This is a genomic window from Paenibacillus dendritiformis (assembly GCF_945605565.1).
GTDB lineage: Bacteria > Bacillota > Bacilli > Paenibacillales > Paenibacillaceae > Paenibacillus_B > Paenibacillus_B dendritiformis_A.
In genome coordinates this window covers 4,271,944-4,292,523 of the sequence record NZ_OX216966.1, presented here as the reverse complement: position 1 = coordinate 4,292,523, position 20,580 = coordinate 4,271,944, and the positions used below count along the sequence as shown (strand labels likewise).

At 50.8% G+C, this 20,580-nt stretch carries 19 protein-coding genes; 16 read left to right on the top strand and 3 right to left on the bottom strand.

What is annotated here, in order from left to right; all coding sequences use genetic code 11:
• The first annotated feature begins 21 nt into the window (after positions 1–21).
• From NNL35_RS19080 to NNL35_RS19005, 16 genes are all read left to right on the top strand, one after another.
• Entirely contained in the window at positions 22–627 is a 606-nt protein-coding gene (locus NNL35_RS19080) for a KpsF/GutQ family sugar-phosphate isomerase (RefSeq protein WP_006677272.1), read from the top strand.
• 14 nt (positions 628–641) lie between these two features.
• A complete protein-coding gene (gene rbsK, locus NNL35_RS19075; protein WP_006677271.1) occupies positions 642–1,565 on the top strand; it encodes a ribokinase in 924 nt (307 codons plus the stop codon).
• A 639-nt stretch (positions 1,566–2,204) separates the two neighbouring features.
• Entirely contained in the window at positions 2,205–2,969 is a 765-nt protein-coding gene (locus NNL35_RS19070; protein WP_006677270.1) for a YfjL-like protein, read from the top strand.
• Between the two features lie 544 nt (positions 2,970–3,513).
• On the top strand, positions 3,514–4,392 hold the full coding sequence (locus tag NNL35_RS19065) for an AraC family transcriptional regulator (protein ID WP_006677269.1): 879 nt from the start codon (positions 3,514–3,516) through the stop codon (positions 4,390–4,392).
• A gap of 847 nt (positions 4,393–5,239) precedes the next feature.
• Positions 5,240–5,830, top strand: coding sequence for a GNAT family N-acetyltransferase (locus NNL35_RS19060; RefSeq protein WP_006677268.1), 591 nt, complete (start codon positions 5,240–5,242; stop codon positions 5,828–5,830).
• A 192-nt stretch (positions 5,831–6,022) separates the two neighbouring features.
• Positions 6,023–7,642 (top strand): AraC family transcriptional regulator, encoded by a 1,620-nt coding sequence (locus tag NNL35_RS19055; RefSeq protein WP_006677267.1) that lies wholly within the window; start codon positions 6,023–6,025, stop codon positions 7,640–7,642.
• A 131-nt stretch (positions 7,643–7,773) separates the two neighbouring features.
• Positions 7,774–8,787, top strand: coding sequence for an iron-hydroxamate ABC transporter substrate-binding protein (locus NNL35_RS19050; protein ID WP_006677266.1), 1,014 nt, complete (start codon positions 7,774–7,776; stop codon positions 8,785–8,787).
• Positions 8,788–9,025: 238 nt separating this feature from the next.
• On the top strand, positions 9,026–10,045 hold the full coding sequence (locus tag NNL35_RS19045; protein ID WP_254553665.1) for a hypothetical protein: 1,020 nt from the start codon (positions 9,026–9,028) through the stop codon (positions 10,043–10,045).
• A 715-nt stretch (positions 10,046–10,760) separates the two neighbouring features.
• Complete coding sequence (locus NNL35_RS19040) at positions 10,761–11,312, top strand: RNA polymerase sigma factor (RefSeq protein ID WP_006677264.1); 552 nt, start codon at positions 10,761–10,763, stop codon at positions 11,310–11,312.
• A 15-nt stretch (positions 11,313–11,327) separates the two neighbouring features.
• Entirely contained in the window at positions 11,328–11,810 is a 483-nt protein-coding gene (locus NNL35_RS19035; protein WP_254553664.1) for a YfbM family protein, read from the top strand.
• 177 nt (positions 11,811–11,987) lie between these two features.
• On the top strand, positions 11,988–12,383 hold the full coding sequence (locus NNL35_RS19030) for a PI-PLC domain-containing protein (RefSeq protein ID WP_254553663.1): 396 nt from the start codon (positions 11,988–11,990) through the stop codon (positions 12,381–12,383).
• Between the two features lie 444 nt (positions 12,384–12,827).
• Positions 12,828–14,159, top strand: a complete 1,332-nt coding sequence (locus NNL35_RS19025) for an efflux RND transporter periplasmic adaptor subunit (RefSeq protein WP_254553662.1) — start codon at positions 12,828–12,830, stop codon at positions 14,157–14,159.
• On the top strand, positions 14,159–14,854 hold the full coding sequence (locus tag NNL35_RS19020) for an ABC transporter ATP-binding protein (protein WP_254553661.1): 696 nt from the start codon (positions 14,159–14,161) through the stop codon (positions 14,852–14,854). The genes NNL35_RS19025 and NNL35_RS19020 overlap by 1 nt, the downstream gene beginning before the upstream one ends.
• A complete protein-coding gene (locus NNL35_RS19015) occupies positions 14,851–16,023 on the top strand; it encodes an ABC transporter permease (protein ID WP_254553660.1) in 1,173 nt (390 codons plus the stop codon). Before NNL35_RS19020 ends, NNL35_RS19015 begins: the two co-directional genes overlap by 4 nt.
• 42 nt (positions 16,024–16,065) lie before the next feature.
• Positions 16,066–16,755, top strand: coding sequence for a response regulator transcription factor (locus NNL35_RS19010; RefSeq protein ID WP_006677257.1), 690 nt, complete (start codon positions 16,066–16,068; stop codon positions 16,753–16,755).
• Positions 16,752–18,209, top strand: a complete 1,458-nt coding sequence (locus NNL35_RS19005; RefSeq protein WP_254553659.1) for a sensor histidine kinase — start codon at positions 16,752–16,754, stop codon at positions 18,207–18,209. Before NNL35_RS19010 ends, NNL35_RS19005 begins: the two co-directional genes overlap by 4 nt.
• A gap of 258 nt (positions 18,210–18,467) precedes the next feature.
• Here the strand turns inward: NNL35_RS19005 and NNL35_RS19000 are convergent, their stop codons facing one another.
• The 3 genes from NNL35_RS19000 to NNL35_RS18990 all read right to left on the bottom strand — a co-directional run bounded on the left by NNL35_RS19000 (position 18,468) and on the right by NNL35_RS18990 (position 20,415).
• A complete protein-coding gene (locus NNL35_RS19000) occupies positions 18,468–18,635 on the bottom strand; it encodes a hypothetical protein (RefSeq protein WP_254553658.1) in 168 nt (55 codons plus the stop codon).
• A 219-nt stretch (positions 18,636–18,854) separates the two neighbouring features.
• Complete coding sequence (locus NNL35_RS18995) at positions 18,855–19,070, bottom strand: PH domain-containing protein (RefSeq protein WP_138985658.1); 216 nt, start codon at positions 19,068–19,070, stop codon at positions 18,855–18,857.
• 103 nt (positions 19,071–19,173) lie between these two features.
• Complete coding sequence (locus tag NNL35_RS18990; protein ID WP_006678302.1) at positions 19,174–20,415, bottom strand: MFS transporter; 1,242 nt, start codon at positions 20,413–20,415, stop codon at positions 19,174–19,176.
• Positions 20,416–20,580 lie beyond the last annotated feature (165 nt).

Genomic DNA, 20,580 nt, shown 5'->3' with positions numbered 1-20,580 from the left:
AGGAAGGAAGGTTGTAAATTGATGTGCATCGTTGAACTGATCAGGCAGAGCCTGCGCAACGAAGCGAGCGCGCTCGACCGGCTAATCTCGGAGATCGGAGAGGAATATGCCGCTGCTGTCGACATGCTGCGGGAATGCAAAGGCAAGATCGTCGTAACGGGGATAGGCAAGTCCGGGCATGTCGGGAAGAAAATAGCTTCGTCGTTGTCCAGCACGGGAACGCCAGCCTTCTTCGTCCATTCCGCGGAAGCGGCCCACGGAGACAGCGGCATGATCGAGAAGCGGGACGTGGTCCTGCTCATCTCCAACAGCGGCGAGACGCAGGAAGTGTTGAATATGCTGGCTATCGTACGATCTATTGGCTCTCAAACGATCGCGATCACGAGCAATGGACAATCGACGCTGGCTCTCCACAGCGGTATTGCGCTTACTTACAGCTACGAAAAAGAAGCGGACCATCTGGGACTCGCACCGACGACGAGCGCCATGATCCAGCTTGCGATCGGCGACGCGCTTGCGGTCACGATATCTCGGCTCAAATCGTTCAACCGCGACGATTTCTATTTGTATCATCCGGGAGGAAGCCTTGGCAAGCAGCTGCAGCAAGAACGGAAGAGCGGAATGTGAGGGAGGGGCAGATTATGAATATCGTAGTCATCGGCAGCTTCATGATGGATCTGGTCGTCCGGGCCGAGCAGGCGCCGAAGGCGGGGGAGACGGTGTTGGGGCATGCTTTCGCCCGCTTCCCGGGCGGCAAAGGCGCCAATCAGGCGGTGGCGGCGGCAAGATTGGGGGGCCGGGTGACAATGGCCGGCATGCTGGGCCGGGACGAGTTCGGCCGCGAGATGCTGGCGGTTATGCAGCGGGAAGGCATCAACACCGATCATATCCTCTTCAGCGAATCTGATCCGACCGGCATCGGATCCATTGTGCTGGAGGCGAACGGCGAGAACCGGATCGTGGTCGTGCCTGGCGCCAACCTTCGCTATTCCGGTCAGGAGCTTCATGGAATTGAAGATCTGATCCGGTCCGCTTCCATCCTGGTGATACAGCTTGAGATGGATCCGGGGATGACGGAGGAGGCGGTCGCACTGGCCTCCCGCTATCGCGTGCCCGTGCTTCTGAATCCTGCGCCGGCCCGGCCGCTGAGCGGCTCCCTCCTTCGGCAGGTCACTTATCTGACGCCGAATGAAGCGGAGGCGGAGCTGCTGACCGGCATACCCGCCACTTCCATTGACGGCGCGCAAGCCGCGGGGCGGGCACTGCTGCACGCCGGGGTTCGCCATGTTATCATTACGATGGCAGACAAAGGAGCGCTTATCGTGGAAGACGGCGGCAGCGCAGTAATCGAAGGTTATCCGGTCACGCCTGTTGATTCCGTAGCGGCCGGCGATTCCTTCAACGGCGCGCTCGCTGTTCGGCTGGCACGAGGCGATTCCTTGCGGGACGCGGTCCGGTTCGCCAACGCCGTTGGCGCGCTTACCGTCACGCGTCCGGGGGCGATCCCTTCGCTGCCAACGCTGAACGACGTCGAACAATTCAGATTGAACCGCGCAAATTCATAGCTGCATGGACATGATAAAGCGGCTCTGCGATTCATCCGGCAAGTCCTTCCCAGGACTATGGAGAGAATCGTTAGAGCTGCTTAATTTTTATGATGATAGAGATCGTATGTGTTAATGCATTAGTTCTGGACCATGCATCCGCTACGGGAATCCGTTTCTACCCATTTTTCGGTTACCGTTTTGCCGTTGTCATACTTGCAGGTTTGGGAGTAGTGTTTCTTGATGTAGGTTCTGCCGTCGAGGCAGAATGTTTCCGTTTTCACCAAAATTTTCGGGCCGCATGTGGCGGCTTGGGATGGGCTTGGCAGCGCAACGAGGAGGCGGAAAATCATCTTTACATCAAATACCGGATTCGCTACGATGAAGAAGGCGCATCAAGATACTGGGAAAAGTGTGAGTTGAGGTTTTCTTGGTGTGGATCAAGAGAAGCACGAGGATTAGAGAGAAGGAGATATCAAAGAAACGGAAAGCAGATTCGCGACAATCATGAAAGGAATCAAAACGAGAATGTAAAGGACTTGAAGGACGCTATAAAGATGCTCCGCGCGGTGCAGCCAGCCTGTCAGGGTTCGCCAATAGAAGAACGTGAGATGCAACCAAGGGCATTAGGAACTTCGGTGGAGGAGGAAGAAGAGGTTCATGAAGAAAAAGAAGATTCTGGTGATCATGCTGTCGATCATGATGATCAGTTTGGCGGGATGGTTCATCTTTTATACATATACCGAGTTCAATGGATATCCGTGGAAGCATGCGGAAGTCAAGAGGGAAGCCGTCACCTATATGAAGGCCAAGTACAATATGGATGCCGCGGTTGCCGGGAGCTCTTACAACTTCAAGTTCCGTGAATATACGGCCAGTGTGTTCAACATACATGACACCGAAAATCGGATCATTGACGTAACCAAGCAGACTTTTTATGATGAGGCGATCCAAGGCAGGGGAGAAAGGCTGATAGATAACTATAGTATGGTCTACTGGGAGCAACGAATCGATGATGAGCTTCGCAAGCGGTATCCGAAGCTCTATGCGCAGGAAGACATTGAGTCCATCGCGGTAACGACCACCTACTTCACGATGCCGATAGACAGTGGCACCAGTTCTGCCGCAGATGACAATGGTGTGGCGATCCCTCTGGAGCCGAAGTATGAATATACGCTGGAAATGCACCTTCGAACAGATTCAATCTCCGAAGCGCTATGGCAGGAATTATATGCCGTCGTGCCGGACATCGCGGCAGCGCCTTGGGAGGTGGAGATATTCGTCAGAGGCAGGGACAAGGAAACGAAGGAAGAGAGCGCGGGAAGCGGGGGAGCGGTGAAGTGGATGGTGCTGCATCTTCCCTATGAGAAGCTGGAACATATAGCGAGCATCGAAGATATGAAGAAGGAAGTCGTGGAGTATTAACGAGCGTAATCAATACATCCTAGAGTGTTGCGCAACTCGGAACTGAGCCGCAGGACACGTAATGAATGGTGTTAATGTTTTACAAATCCGGAGGCACTGGTGAAAAGGGGTTCCACTGGCATTGTGCTGGTGGGGCTCCTTTTTTTATTTGGCTCTGTTTGTGATATGTGTTGATATTCGAAAAATGAGAACTTACGTTCTGTAATAATTGTATAGATGCTTCAATTTTGTGGGGTGGTTTCAATGGCTACGATAGAACAAATTCGTACTGATATTGAACGCTTAGACCAATTTGGTAAGGAGCGTGTATTTGCGTGGTTAAAAACTACCCTTAGCATTATTTGAATCAAAATCCATATTTCATGGAGTAAATGAACGGAAAGCTAAACTATCTTGATCAGCTAAGATTTTAATAAAGAATGTTATGAAATGATTGTTTACGTGACAATAATAATAATGGAAAGTTCCGATAAATTCCGTATAAAAAATATCGAGTGAGTAATAAATTTTAACGATAATATGTATTTGTAAAGGAGGGAAATGAATGTTACAAGAATTCAATAATTTAATGGATTACATTGAAACACATTTAACAGAAGAAATCTCTGGAAAAAATATATCAAGAATTGTAGGACTATCTGATTATCATTTTAAAAGAATGTTTTCGTATATGGCTGGAATGTCATTGAATGAGTATATCAAAAATAGGAGATTATCAGTCGCGAATGTTGAATTAATAAACGGAGCAAAAGTGACAGATATTGCCTATAAATATGGCTTTCAATCTATAGAAGGATTTTCAAGAGCCTTTCGTGGATGGAGTGGTTTTTTACCTTCAGAAGTAACTAAAAACAAAATTCAAAAATCATTTCCCAAATTTTCATTCTTTATAGATATAAGGGGAGGAATATCCATGGAATTCAAAATTGAAAAAAAAGAGAAGTTTAATATAGTAGGTGTATCGAAAAGAGTGCCAATTCAATTCGAAGGTGAAAATAATGCTATCTTAGAACTAGCCCAGTCAATTACCGAACAACAAAGAAATGAAATGCATCAATTAGCTGATCTATATCCTCATCAAGTCTTGAATGTATCTTATGATTTTGATGATGGTTTCTTGGAAGAAAAAGGCTGCTTAACTCATATGATTGGTTTTGCAACTACACAAGAAAATCCATTCGATGATTTAGAGCAAATTTCTATTGAAGAAAGTTTATGGGCAATTTTCCCTAATCAAGGACCATTTCCTGCTACGCTTCAAGAAACTACCGCAAAAATTTATTCTGAATGGTTGCCTTCTTCAGATTATGAAGTAGCAGATATACCTGGAATTTCTTTTACAAAGCACAATGGTACCTCGGAAAATGTATATAGCGAAATTTGGATGCCAGTAAAGAAAAAAGTTAGCGATAAACTTGGATGATTATTATATTTACAAAAGTGTTATTCCGTTAAATCTTCATTTACCATATTAGACCAGTCAGTAGATATTGACTGGTCTTTTTGAATTTGATGAAAAATCAACACTTATCGGTAACAGAGCCTTTTATTTTCAAGTTAATATGCGGCTTTATGGGCTATAATCTAATGATAATACGGCAAAAGCCCCGGATTACTCCGAGGCTTTTTTTCTTATGGGTATACACGGGGAGGAGTCTCCAATAGGAACATCAATGTCTTTTGCACACTACCAATACTTTTTGACCTCGTCTAAGAATAATGGTGATTGGTCTACGACGTCTCATTCAAGCCACCTCCTTTCTATATTACAATATGAGAGATTGCTTTAAATGATTGTGCTAAAGTTGCGGGGATAGTGCTGAACTCAAGCTGTCCAAAAAGATAGTGTGAGAATTACCAGCCAGAAACCGGATATAATTCCTGCTTGAATTGCGAACGCATATTCGCGTGTGCTAAGTCCGATATATGTTCGAGGTAATCGGAATGAAGGACTGGATAGAGAATTACGGAGGACAGATCCGGGAGATATAAAGCCGAAAGATCCAGGCCTTTGCAGCTGCATGGCCAACATAAAGGGAAGATGGAGCGGCGGAGTGTACACCTGCCTCAGATGCGGACGACCCGTGTACGACGCGTTCGGGAAAAGATGAGCCCCGGATGCTCCGATCGTGACCATATTTTGACCATATTCGAAATTATCGGATGCAAAATTACAATCTTCCTGTTAATATAGGCATTATCTGAACTTATCGTTATTAGACATTTATGAGCGTAAAAAACTTTACCCAAATCAAGAAGGAGAGTCAGGAATGGATACAGCTTTTACATTTCAGGAATTTCCTCGCTTGGAGACGGAACGGCTGCTATTGCGGGCAATGGAGGAAAGGGATTGCAGCGATATATTCGATCTCTACTCGCTTGAAGAAGTGGTTCGATATACGCCGCTAGAGGCGTTTCAATCGATTCAGGATGTCATTCGGGAATGGAATTGGCATCAAGAAATATTTGCGGAACAGAGCGGGCTGCGCTGGGTCATTGAGGATAAATCATCCGCCAAAGTGATCGGAACTTGCGGTTTTCTTCAATATGAAAAGGCGCATCGCCGAACCGAGCTTGGCTATGATTTGGCACCTCCATATTGGGGGCGCGGAGTCATGACGGAGGCAGCGCAGCGTGTCCTGTCGTTCGGCTTTCGCGACATCGGCGTGAATCGGATCGAAGCGAAGATTGACCCGGAAAATATTGCATCTGAGCGGTTATTGCTCCGGCTCGGTTTTCAAAAAGAAGGCGTGATGAGACAACAGGAGTTCGAAAAGGGAAGATATGTCGATATCGCCATGTTCTCCATGCTGAGAAGCGAATATGAAGCGCAGCGCCTTGCAATCGGCGCTAAAGCCTGAACTTGATGAGACATTGAATTGCACACTTCATTGGAATCGTGTGACCCAACAGTGGATTGACAGCTTCTGCATTGAATTGCAGGGCTTTCTTTGTTTATAATAATGATAATCATTATCAATGGCAGGGGATTTCTTGTATCAATGAGGCGGGGCCACAGTTGCTACACGGAATGATGCGGGGGATGGAAGGTCATGGAGACTTTGATATACATACTGCAGGAAGCGCAGCTGCTTCAATGGGAAGCCGGCAAGGAGACGATGCAGTGGACGGCAGCTTATCCGACACTGCTAGCCGCTTCCGAACTCGTAGAGGTTGCGCATGTCCGCCAAGTCTGTCCGCTTCCGTATGGAACTATGATCTATCTAAGGCCGGGAGACGATGTGACGGTGCGGTATAAGGGGAATAAGGGGATGCAGACGCCGCATGTCTACAAAGTTGAATTCGATTGCTATCGCCTTGCTGAACGAAGCGACGACAGCTTGTTGTACTGGAGAGACAGGGAGAGTCTTCCGGAGAGCGGATGGAGAACGGGCAATCTCCCTTATCTTGTCTATCCGCTGCTGCGGGAGATGACCGAGCTGCCATTGCCGGAGACGTCCGGGGAGAGCGGCCGCAGCAGGATTCTGTTGGAACGGCTTCTGCGTCTCGCATTTGACGGAAGCGGGAGCCGCCAGGAGGAGACGAAGGAAGCTTCTATTTATGAGGCGTTAGCGTATATCCACGAGCATTATGACAGGCCGATCACCTGTTCCTCCGTGGCTCAGACGATCGGCTTCAACCGCAGTTACTTCTCGACCCTGTTCCGCCGGAGTACGGGTTGGGGCTTTTCCGAATATGTGAATCGGATCCGGATCGAGAAAGCGAAGGAACACTTGCTCACTTCGGACATGACTCTGCAGCAGATTGCCACCAAGGTCGGCTATGCCAGCGGATTGTATCTGAGCCGCAAATTCAAGCAGGCGATCGGCATAGCACCGGGTGAATTCCGCAATCGGCCGAAGCCGAGGCGAATCGCGGCATTTCAATTTGCCGGCCTTCTTCTGGCGCTCGGCATCATGCCGGTAGCTGCCGATGCGCAGCTTTTGCTCTACTCGCGGCCGCTCCGGAGGGAACTGAGCGATGTTCCGGCGGTAGTCCACCCGCATGGCCTGGAACAATTGCAAGCCTTGGACGTCGATCTCATTCTTGTCCCAAGCTACTATTACAATATTCCGGACAAATTGAAGCGATTGGAGACGATTGCACCTGTGGTCGCCATGGACTGGGGGGAGATGGATAGCCTGGAAGAGGCGCGGTTCATGGGCAAGCTGCTGGGCATGGAGCGGGAAGCGGAGCAGTGGATAACCCGCTATCTGGACAAAGTGCGCTTGGCCAAGCGGCGTCTCGAGAAGCATGTGAAGCCGGGCGAGACGGCGGCCCTGTATGAAATTCGGGAGGATAGGATCGGAATCTGGAATCGGACAGTTCGGGGCGCGTATAATTTGTATGACATGCTGGAGCTGCCGCCGCCCGACAAAGTGCTCCGGGAAGTGCTCATTCCCGGGAAGCACAAATTTATAACGGAATCGCAGCTGCCGGACTATGCTGCGGATCATATGTTTGTTGTGTTCTGTGAGGGCGGGGATTGCGAGTCGAACTTGAACCAGCTGCTGCGGGAGAGTCCGATCTGGAGCAGCCTCCCGGCGGCCCGGCGCAACCGGATATACCCGCTTGATCTGGAGGAGTGCTGGTGCTCCGATGGCCTGCTGCTGGAAAGGCAGCTTGCGCTACAGATGGATTGGTTCACGGGAAACATGGCAGCGAACATTTAGACATGCGAAAGAGATAACTTCTTGAAATAGACGGCATCGGGCAAAACTGATACGATGAACGAGCCTAATCAATAATGAGAATCATTATTGATTAGGCGATATCCATTTATTTCACGAAGGGGTAGAGAAGCATGGTTGGATGGAAAAGTGCGAAGGGCTGTGTTATCGGACTGGCCTTGATCGCGATGGTGCTGCTGCTGGCTGCATGCGGCGGCATCCAAGGAGGAGCGAAGGAAGGAAGCGGAGGAACCGAAGCGCAAGCTTCGCAAGCCGGCAGCGGGTCTCCGGCGGAAGCGGCCAAGACCCGTGTCGTGAAGACGGCCAAGGGAGAGATTGAAATTCCGGCGAACCCCCAACGAATCGTGGCCCAGGGGTATTTGGCGACATTTCTCGCATTAGGAGTGAAGCCTGTAGGGGCTCCATCGTGGGATATCGAGAGTCCGCATGTCAGACATCTCACCTCTGGTATCGAAGACATCGGCACGATTGACGCCAGCAGCGTGGAGAAAATATTGTCGCTGGCGCCGGATCTGATTGTCACCTTATCGGATGACCCGGCCATCTATGAACAGTTAAGCAAAATCGCGCCGACCGTCGCAGTCCATTACAATACCTTCGACGATACTCGCGACGAAATAAGAACGTTCGGAGAAATGCTCGGCAAGGAGAAGGAAGCCGAGGCCTGGATTGCAGACTTCAACGCGACGGTCCAGACCGCGAAGAACAAAATAAAAGGAATCGTCGCAGAGGGCGAGACCGTCTCGGTAATGGGCGGGTTCAACAAAGAGATCTTTGTATATTCCTTCGGCATTTGGCGCGGGGTACAGGCGGTCTATAAGCATTTGGAGCTGACTCCGCCGCCGGCTGTTCAAAAACTGATAGACCACCGGGAGGATATCAAATCTATCTCGCTGGAAAAGGTTCCGGAATATGCGGGAGACTACATTTTCCTCGACTCGGGCCATGACGGCCAATTTGAGCGTAATGGAGCGTTTTGGAACTCATTGGATGCGGTGAAAAATAACCGGGTATTCGACTTGGACGGAGATTACTTCTGGCCGTACGATCCGATTGCCATCAAGGCCCAAGTAGAAAAAGTGGCCGAGATGCTCGTTGAGAGGCAACAATCCTTATCCGGGCAGTGATGTCTGGCACCAGCATTGGGATAACCTTTCTCCATAGCTGCTCCTTCGGGGGCGGCAATTTTATTTAACCTGGTTCGGATTACGTGAAGAAACGCATCTGATTTTCTTAATATTTTCTTGAAGTTATTAACGATTTCTTGATTATAATTAATAGAACGTTTTGTGGTTTTTTTCCAATTCCTTCGCTAAAATGATGAGAGTGGGCATATATTCAAGTAATTACTTAGGAGGAGTTAATGTGAATATAAAAAAAGCTATCATCGCAACATTGACCCTATCCAGCATGCTGTCAACATTGGCAGGCCCGATTCCTGCAGGCGCCGAGGCAGCACAAGAGAAGCAGCAAGAACAGCAGCAATCGGATGGGAAGAAGGTTGAAATAGACAAGAAGATGGCTGCCAAGCTGCATAAAGCGGTAAGTCAATTTGCGGGGAAAGAGATTAAGCTTAAGGATGTTGCCGAAAATCCAGCGGACGACGTAGTAGAGGTTAAATCCATAGATGGAAAATATAGTGTTCATTTTATGCGTGAATTCGGGCTAATAATGAGCATAGAAAGCGAAACGACAATCGGCAAAATCAGCAAAGAGGATCAAGATAAAGTCCAGAAAGCGCTGAAAGAGCTGTATCCTAAGAAAAAATACGTATTTAATAAAGAAGTTCGCATGTCACAGTCTTATGATGATAAAGAGGAAAAACTTAAAGATGGCGTAAGTTATGCTTTGAGAGGAAAAGACTTCTCCGCCTCTCTGACCAAAAATGATTCATCGACGAACGTAAGTGGGATAGTGATCTATTTTGACAAGAAAGAGCTTGATCCGAAATTGTTAAAAACAGTAACGGAAGCGGCGAAAACGGCGTTCGATCATCAAATTGACGTGACGAAAGCTACGCTTATGAATAGTCCGGTTCTGAATAAAGGGAATATTACGTTGGAACCTAACTGGTTGTTGCAGGATGACATGGTAATGATTTATGTGGAAGTCAAGACAGGGGAAGTAACCAGCATGGAAAATGTACAGGGAAAAAAGGTGACGACTAACAAAGAAATTACAGAAAAAGAGGCGAAAGAAGCGGTCGCTCCGCTTGCCAAGGAATTATTCAATATCGACATTACAGGATTTGAAGTTAAATGGGACAAGAGACTTCAAGATTACTGCTTCATTCAAAATAAAGTTACGAAGGTGAGAGCCGGATTGGATGCCGATAAAAACGTGGTGCACATTAAATCGGGGAGCAGAGCAGCTTCGGGAAGTTAAGTCTCGTCAGTTATGAAGAAGACGGTAGGGAGGGGATGTCCGGCCCCAGCATTGGGCAAATGCGTGACGAGAGGGAGGTTGCGGAAATGATGCAGCCTCTCTTATTTCTTTTTCACTGAAAGGTTAGTTCCCAAGAACTAGTCTTTATCAACATTTTAAGGTTTTCAATCTCTTTAGCCCCTTGTGACTGCTTATTATTTTCAATAAAATATGTACAATCCATGATGTGGATACATCCTTTGATATCAAGACATATGTTCGTCAAAGGAAGCCAACAGGATATTAAGCTGTAATCGATCCTATCTCGCTGAGAAAATGATGATTCATGAGACGCAAAATGGGTTAATAACTTTTGTTTGCTGGCAAAGAGTAGTTTACAATCGACAGTCCTTTCCCAGGAAAGGACTTTTCGTATATTTACGAGATGCGACCAGCGGTGCAATATCTGCTATAATCTTCTGGGGGAGCGGTGTTTTTTCATTTCATCGTGGCCCCGCTTTTCGTGAAATCTGGATATGTTACATCCCGGCGTATGCGGAAAAAGGATAAATTCATCCATGCCATTTCATAACAAGGACACATTCCGCTGTCGAATTCCATATCGTATGATTCATAGGATTCAGAGGAGGGGATATGAAGTTATTTTTGATGAATGGTAGATAATTAATGAACTGAAATCTGCGTTCTGTATTATTTGATAGCGGGAGGCTCAGTAATGTCCTCGGAAGCACTGATGCAAGAAAATCAACGTTCGATGTTCGAAATGTTCTATGAGCGCGTCTATTCTACGGCGTACATGATTATTAAAGACAGCCATTTGGCTCAAGATATCACCCAAGAAACATTTATGAAAGCCTTTGCGCAAATACATACATTGCATGATGACAGCAAGCTGGGCGCATGGCTGCAATCGATTGCGGCAAGAACCTCGCTCGATTATTTGCGCAAGCGCAACCGCTGGAATGATATCGCCTCCGAAGATACGGTTCTCGATATGGAGCTGGCCAAAGACTTCGATAGTCGGTTGTCGGTTGAACAAAAGGTAGAGCTAAAGATCATTGTCGACGAGATCTATACTTATCTCAAAAAGTTGAAGCCGGAATATCAGAAGGTGATCATTCTTAAGTATATCCATCATATGAAGAATGCGGAGATTGCTGCCGCCACCAATGCGAACGAGAGCACGGTCAAAACGCGCTTGAAGCGGGCCAAAGCGATTTTGCGGCAGAGCATGGGAACATGCCGTGACGAGGAGACCGAACGGTGAAAAGAGGTATGTCGAATGGGAATGACCGGGAAGCTGCACCGCATCTCGATGGACACGCTTGAGGGAATGATCGAAAGCGCCATTAGTGTAACGGATTTCATTTTTGATGAAGAACAGGAACAGCATGCATTAGATATCGACAAAGCCTGGCATGCGATTCATTACCTGTTAAATGGAAGCGATTGGGAAGGGGAGCTGCCGCTGTTCAATGTCATTTTGGGCGGCACAGAACTGGAGGAAGACGCAGGCTGCGGACCGATTCGATATCTGACAAATGGAGAAGTGAAGGAAGTTGCGTCTGCTATGGCCGAGATAACCGCACATGAGCTGAAAGAGCGGTTCGATCCGGAAACGATGAGCCAATTGGAGATTTATCCTTCATGGGATTGGCACGCTTCGGAAGAATGGCCTTATATTTTTGACTATTATAAGGAAGTTCGTGATTATTATGCCGAGGCCGCGCGGAATAACGATGCGATGCTATTATATTTGATGTAGTCCGATATTGTGATCGTCAGGAGAATCTTGCTATGGGGAATGAACCTATCATCATGGGAGCTATATAAAATAAAAGCCCTGCCTTTTATAGAGTGGCGGGGCTTTACACGAAGGATTTAACGCCGCAATTATTTGGATGCCATGTTCGGGGACGTATTGAATGAGGTTACAGACTTTTTGAAGCGGAATCCGAGCGAAACGGTTCTGATACGCATTAAACAAGAACACAGTTCTGTGTCTGACCGCGTGTTCAATGATACGCTTCAGAGGTATATCAATAGCTATCCTGGCTTTTTTTGGGACAGCAAAAACGGAACGATAACAAACCCTGCACTAGGAGAGATAGGAGGAAAAATCGTTATCCTCCGCAATGTTGCCGGTTCGAATATCGGCATCGATTATGCGCATCAATTCGATATCCAGGATAATTATAACGTCTCAACGAATTGGGATTTATACCAAAAATGGCTGGATGTAAAAAAACAATTGCAAAAGGCCAATGAAAGCCATCAAAAAGGATCTCAAACCAAATTCATCAACTATTTAAGCGGGGGTAATATTGCGTATCCTTAGCGGGCACAGCAGCCCGGGAACATCGGCTCCCCGGCTTGCTACGGGGCTGACTATTCCCGGCTGGTCAGATTCCATCCGGATTTCCCCAGAACGGATTGCTTCATCGGGATATGCACCATTGCATTTGAAGGACGAATGTGTTGACAACCGATTATATAGCCAATCACAATGTGGAGTATACCGGCATTGTGGCAGCAGACTTTCCGGGAAAAGGATTGATTGAAAATATAATTCGAGCTAACAAGAGCCTATTTAAATAACCCTATTTCCTCTCGTCTATGAACATGTCACTTGTGCGGCCTCCCGGTATCGGGGGGCTTTTTTGGCGTTCATAGGTTGTTCATAGTTTTTTGCTACACTAATACGGCAATGAGACTTGCAGCAAGAACGGAACGCGGCAGAAGCGCGCCGCACGCATGAGAAGGGAGATAGGAGAGGGGAATTATGCGATCCAAATGGAAGCTGCTGCTGACAGCCGTCGTTGTCATCACGCTATGTATGGCAGGATATTATTGGTTGTACAAGCAGCCGAAGACAGAACAAACCGCCGCTCTGCCATCAATGGCGAGAGTGGTGAAGGGAGATTTGGAGGTGACCGTAAGCGGCTCGGGCACGGTATCGGCCCGCAATACCGCAGAGGTGAGGTCGGGAGATACGGGCAAGATTGATAAAATATTGTACGACGTCGGCGACCGGGTCGACAAAGGAGCGGTGCTGGCCACGTTCGAAAAAGAAGATCTGACGAACGAGATCGATAAGCAGGAGATTCAGCTGCAGAAGAAGGAGCTGGAGTTCGAAAATCTGAAAACGAAGTATAAAGAAGCGGATGAGGCGGCGAGACCGTCCATCGCGGTCGAAATTGAGAACATGAAGCTGGATCTTGCCTTGGCGCAAAAGGAATTGGAACAAAAGCGGGCCGATCAGGCCAAAGAAAAGGCGATCAAGGCTCCGATCAGCGGCACCTTGACGGCGCTGAACATTAGCGAAGGTTCGCAGTTGAACCAAAGCGGATCGATAGCCACGATCGTGGATTATTCCCAGCTTCAGGCCGTGATTCAAGTCGATGAAATGGATATACCGAGCATCAAGCTGAAGCAAAAGGCGGCGTTGACGTTCGACGCGCTAGCGGACACTTCGATCGAAGGGACAGTAAGCGCGATTGCCGATGAAGGCACGGCTTCCGGCGGGGTATCCGTATTCGATGTCACGATTCAATTATCGTCAAGCCAAGGCGTCAAAAGCGGGATGTCGGTCCAGGCCCAGATCGACGTGAACAGCAAATCGGATGTGCTGCTGGTGCCGATCGAAGCGGTTACCCAGCGCAGCGGGAAGTCGTACGTCACGGTCTGGTCGGATCAAGCCGACGATGCAGGCGAGGAAGCGCCGCAGCAGGACCGGTCGGAACGGCAGCGCGAGTCGGGAACGGGACAGAATCAAGCCGGCGGAACGGATAGTGCCAATAAAGCGGCACGTCCTGACGGAGAAGCCGCCGCTCGGGCCGGCCAGGGACAGACTGGTGTTCCGAGTGCAGGAGCTGGCAAGTTAACCGAGGTGGAGACAGGGATCAATAATGAGTCCTATTTTGAAATCGTGAGCGGCCTGAAGGAAGGGGATATGGTCGTATTGCCTACGGTGCGCGCATCTGCGAACAGCAGCCAGCAATCCTCGTACGGGGGAATGGGCGGCTTCGGCGGCAACGGCGGAAGAAACGGAAGCTCCCCGGGCAACGCCGGATTCCCTGGCGGCAACATCCGCATGCCTGGAGGAGGCGGCTGATGAGCAGGCAGGCGGTAATACATATCGAGAACATGTCCAAGGCTTACCGGATGGGCGGCGAAGAGATGCTGTCTCTGAACGAGGTTAGCCTGACCGTCTATGCGGGCGAGATGATGGCCATTATCGGCCCGTCCGGCTCCGGCAAATCGACGCTCATGAATATGATGGGCTGCCTCGATACGCCTACGAGCGGAACCTACTGGCTGGACGGCCAAGAGGTAAGCAAGTTATCCGGCAATCAACTGGCGGATATTCGCAACCGGAAGATCGGTTTCATTTTTCAGAGCTTTTACTTGCTGCCTGCGCTTACTGCGATGGAAAATGTGGAGCTTCCGCTCATTTACCGCGGCATGCCAGCCAAAAAAAGGCATGAGCTGGCGGTGCAGGCGCTTACGCAGGTCGGGCTGGAGAGCAAGCTGGATTTTTTGCCGCGGCAGCTGTCCGGAGGTCAGCAGCAGCGGGTCGCGATCGCGAGAGCGTTGGTCGGAGAGCCGCCGGTCATCCTCGCGGACGAGCCGACCGGGGCATTGGATACGAAGACGGGACTTGAGGTGCTCGCCATTATGAAAGATCTGAACCGCAAAGGCCACACGATCGTCTTGATTACCCACGATCCGGATGTGGCCGAGGAAGCGGGAAGCGTCGTGCGCATTCAGGATGGGCGCATTCAAGTCGTAAGGAGGTTCGCCCCGTGACATGGATGCAAGCATGGAAGATGGCCTGGCGCAGCATATTAGCGAATAAGATGCGCACGCTGCTGACGATGCTGGGCATCGTCATCGGCGTGTCCGCTGTCATTATCATGGTCTCGGTGGGCGAAGGCTCGGCCAAGCAAGTGCAATCCCAGGTGGCGAGTCTCGGGTCCAATCTGATCTCGGTCACGATAACGGGAAGAGGCGCGGTATCGTCGCTCACGCTGGAGGAGGCGCTGGCCTTCGAGGATATTGACGGTGTCGAGGCGGTCTCTCCGTTCATTAACGGCAGCGTCCAGGCGAAAGCGGGAACGAACAACGCGAATCTGCAAGTGGAAGGCATTACACCGGAATATGAAGCGGTCCGCGACTATCACGTGCAGAGCGGGCGCTTCATCCTCCCGATCGATATCGAGCTCTATCAGCGGGTGGCTATCATCGGAGCGGACGCGGCGGAGACCTTGTTCCCGCAAGGGAATCCGCTCGGGCAGCAGCTATCGCTGAACGGAATCTCTTTCCGCATTGTTGGCGTCATGGCATCGAAGGGGAGCTCGATAGGCGGGAGCAATGACAATAAGATCTGGGTTCCGTTAACGAGAGGCGAGCGGCTGCTGCAGTCGAAAGGGATTCGAACGGTCTACGTCAAGTTCGCGGACACGGAACAGGCCGATTCCATTATGGCGGAGCTGGAGTCCCGGTTATCTAAAAAATTCCGCGGGTCCGACAACAGCTACAATGTGTATAACCAGGCGGATATGATCGAAGCGCTCGGAAGTGTAACCCAGACAATGACGCTGTTGCTGGCTGGAATCGCCTCGATCTCCCTGCTCGTCGGCGGGATCGGCATCATGAATATTATGCTCGTGTCGGTGACGGAGCGGACGCGCGAGATCGGTATCCGCAAGTCGCTCGGCGCGAAGAAGCGCGATATTATGCAGCAGTTCCTGCTGGAAGCCGTCACGATCAGCAGCATCAGCGGCGTGCTGGGCATCGCAGCCGGACTGGGCGGCGCGTATGCGGGCAGCAAGGCAATGGGCATTCCATTCGCGGTCGCGCCTGACATGATGTGGCTGTCGTTCGCTTTCTCCGCCGCGATCGGGATCGTGTTCGGCCTGTTCCCGGCGAACAAAGCCGCGAATTTGAAACCGGTCGACGCTCTGCGTTACGATTAATAGGAGAACGGCCGTTCAGGCACAGGCAGAGTCAGAGGAGGAATGGCAGTGCAGAAGTCACCGCATATTTTAATCGTTGAGGATGATGCGTATATTTCGGAATTGATTGCCCTCTATTTGGACAAGCACGGCTATACGCATTCGATTGCGGAGGATGGAGCGGCGGCTCTGGAGCTGCTGGATGCGACGCCCCCTGATCTCGTTCTGCTCGATATTATGCTTCCAGAGCTGGACGGCTGGCAGGTATGCAAAGAAATCCGCGCAGAAGGGGATATTCCGATCATTATGGTCACCGGGAACGGGGAGAGCTATGACAAGCTGAAGGGATTTTCCAGCGGAGCGGACGACTATATTGTGAAGCCCTTCGATCCGAAGGAGCTTATCGCTCGCGTGCAAGCGGTATTGAGGCGCACCAATCCGGCCCTGTTCAAGGCTTCGATTCAGTATCCGGAGCTGTGCATCACGCCGCAGGATCAGAAGGTATCCGTCCGCGAGCAGGAAGTGGCCTTGGCCCCGAAGGAGCTGGAGCTCCTTCAAGTATTGGCGGGGCATCCGAACAAGGTGTTCACGCGCGAACAACTGCTGCGGCAGGTCTGGGGCGCCGATTATGAAGGCGATGTCCGCACGGTGGACGTGCATATCAAGCGGCTGCGGGAGAAGCTGGGCGAATCCGCCTATTGGAGCATCGTGACGGTCTGGGGCATCGGCTACAAATTCGAGGCAGCGTCATGAGGCGGAGCGGATGGCCGCATGCGAACGGCTTGTTCGTCAAGATCTTCGTGCTGCTCCTCATTATGCTGGTGGTCTCATACGGCTTGTTCGGCTTCATCACCGGGTTATTTTTCAAGGGCGATCTGATGAAAAGACAGCGCCTGGATGACCGCATGCAGCTGGACCGGATCGGACACTTCCTGACCGAGGCGAAGCAGAACGGCTGGAATGACGAGATGGTGATGGCAGGATTGGAGCTGACCGTGCCGAGACATGTCCGCTCCTTGTACATCATTCATCAGGCGACCGGGAACGTACGTTACAAGCTAGAAGACGAGAAGGGACCCTATCGTCTGGATGAAGCCCGCATTCAAGAGGTTCTTGCCGGCATTGCGGACGGCCGCTATTTCGGCGAGGAGACATTCGGCCGGGGCAAGGCGGTGCTCGTCGGGCAGACGCTGCGCGTTCCCGGTGAAGGTGACTTCGTCCTGCTCACGGCCTCCAACCTGTTCCAGCGGGATGTCCGCATATGGAACGAGCCGCTCTGGATCGGGATTGGCATTATGCTCTCGTGCGGGGCATTGTTCGCGTTCATGCTCTCCAACCATCTGTCGCGAAGGGTGAAGAAGCTGGAAGCCGCCTCGCGCGCCATCGCCAAGGGACAGTTCCAGATCGAGATTCCGGTTCATTCCCGGGACGAGCTCGGACGGTTGGCGCGGGCGCTCGAACAGATGGCGCAAGACCTGGGGAGCCTGGATCGGATGCGCAAAGAATTCGTCGCCAATGTGTCCCATGATATGCGATCGCCGTTAACGTCCATGAACGGGTATTTGGAAGCGATACTGGACGGCACAATACCGCCCGAGCGGATGGAGAAATATATCCGGATCGTGCAGGAACAGAACAAACGGCTTATCCGGCTCGTGAATGATCTGCTGGATATCGCCAAAATCGAAGCGGGACAGTTCCAGATCGTCCCGGTTGCTTTCAATATGACCGAGAAGGTTCGCCAGGTGCTGGCCCGAATGGATCCGCAGCTGAGCAAGCATGAAGTGGTGTTCGACCAAGCGGATTGCGAACATGATCTGTGGGTGGTTGCCGACCCCGATCGGATCGAGCAAGTCGTGGTGAATTTGCTGCAGAATGCCATTGAGTATTCCCGGCCGGGAAGCCGGATAACAGTGAAGATCTCCAAGGCGGACGCCAAGCATGCGGCTGTCGGAATTTCCGATCAGGGCATCGGCATGGAGTCGGAAGACATCGCACGCATATGGGAGCGATTTTACAAGACGGACAAGGCCAGGACGAGGAAGAACGGCGCTGGCATCGGTCTGTCCATCGTCAAAGCGATCCTCGATCAGCATCGGGCGCCGATCGAGGTGTACAGCATTCCGCAGCAAGGAACGACCTTCCTGTTCATGCTTCCGCTTGCAGAGCTTGCCCCTGAGCAGACGAAGGGGCAGCGGTCCGAATGAAGAAGGGGCTGTCCCATGAGTAGTTTTTCGCTACACTGAGACAACCCCACTTGCTTCTCACAGCTCGACTTGCCACAAAAACTGCGAAATTACAGCTTTGTCTTGTGAAGTTTTCTCTGTTCAAGAAATTCCTGCAGCTGGACCATTTCCCTAGACACGCCTATTCGTTAGGCGAAATCCGCAAAACTGCACGGTTTCCCTAGACACGCCTATTCGGTAAGCGAAATCCGCAAAACTGCACGATTTCTCCAGACACGCCTATTCGGTAAGCGAAATCCTGTGCAAATACAGCAATTCGATGTGGACGACTTTACCAGAAAGGTAATCCTGCAAAACTGCAGGAATTTCACCCGTTTTGCTTCGGCTTGAAGCAAAAGGGCCTAAAATGATGTAGATTTGCAGCAATTCCTCGGGATGTGGACTCATTGAGCCGAAATTCCTGTAAAATAGCAGCAATTCCCTTCACACGTTCAAGCTCAGGAGGCAACGATGCCTCCAGAAGGCAATGATGCTTCCTGAAGCCGATGTTGCCTCCAAAAGGCAATGTTGCATCCTGAAGCCGATGTTGCATCCTGAAGGCAATGATGCTTCCTGAAGGCGATGATGCCCCCAGGATCCGACGCGGTCTTTTTGGATCCCGTAAAATCAGGCCGTTGAGAAGTCTATGGGAATTTTATCCACTTCATTTTTTATATAGCGGATCTCGTCTTTCAGCAGAAAGAATTCTGAGTGCCAAGTTTTGAGCAGAAAAATGGACATCTCTACCCCTTCGGAAAAAACAGGGGTTTTCAACCAGCCTGCACATATGCAGGATTCGCTGCCTCCCTCTTTTCCGCCATCTCCACACTCGTCAATTCTCACCGCTGTCCTCGCCTCCGCAATTCGCCGCTGGCCCGTCTTGCCCCTCCTCATTTTTCAATGACTTATGGGACAGCCCCTTTTTCCGTTCCGCTATTTTGCCGAGCTAGGAGCCGGCGGGAGCGGCCGGGGCGCTCTTGTTGGTAGTGAAGGCTGGAAGCGTAACGAGGAACCCCGCGACAAAACAGAGTGCCGCCAGTTCATAAATAACGACTAAGGAAAAGACATCCTTGAGGATGCCGGCAAAGCTCATCGCGAGCAGCATCGCTCCCGTCATGAGCGGAGTGCGAATGCCGGTCACTCTGCCGATGTACGCCTGATCGGTATGCTGCATCACGAGCGTATGATTGCCGATGAAGATTGCCGGCTGCCAAAGAGCGATGAGACATTGCGCGGCCATCGTCAGCCACAGCTCGGCAGAGAGGCCGGACACTACAATTCCGGCTCCATTGACCAACAGTCCGATCATCAGGAACCGCTTGGGCGATATGCGGGCCGCCAGACGGAATGCGATGATGCCTCCAATGATTTCTCCTGCTCCGTAAGGAATCGTAATCCACTGCAAATGCTGGGCAGTCAGCCCCAGACGCTCGGTTACGAGAAAAATCGACAGTGGCGAGATGAGCCCGACCCCGAGGCCGACCAGCATAAAGCAGAGGCTCAGCCACCGCAGGATGGGGACAGAGACGACGTAGCGGATGCCGTCGGCTATCTCGCGAAGCACAGAGCCCGAGCGGGCGGCCTTGTCCGCAGGGAGCGGATCAGGGGGAATGCGCAGCATCGCCAGAGCGGACAGCCCGAAGGCCGTGCCGGTCAAGAAGAGGGCCAATTCAATTCCCGCTTGGTGGTACACCCATGTTCCCATTATTGGACCGATGATCATGAAGACGGAAGACAGGAGCTGCAACAAGGACATGCACAGGGGTGCTTCGGCATCGTTGACGTGAATTTTGAACAGCTTCATGCCGGATGGTTGGGCAAATTGCGATAAAATAGAAGAGCAAGCCACGGCGGCAAATACCGCTTCCCACGAACCGGAAGCGAGCATGAGAAATACGATAAAAACGGAACCGGCGCTTAACCACTCGCACCAGATCGTCGTCCGCTTGGGGGGCCACCGATCGGCGAAGACGCCGCCAAGAAATGAAAATACGAAAATAGGCGCGTATTCCGCCACGGAGATCATCGAGACGGCCCACGCATCGCCGCTGGTGATGTCCATGACATACAGCAGCACGGCGAAATTGCGAACCCAGATTCCGCATTGGGAGAACAATTGGGACATAAAGACGGCGCGTACAAACGGTTGGCGAAGCAGCGAAAATGAATGTGGCACTGAACCGGACATGCATGATACCCTCCTTGGTTGAATTCGGACTCATCTTACGTCCTCCTGCAAGGGAAGAGTCAACCAGGGAATGCGGGATGCTTGCATCATTCGTATCCGGCTTCGGCAAGGGACTTGACTCTCCTCCAAGGGGAGCCTGTAGCCTGAATTCAGAAAGGAGCGAGG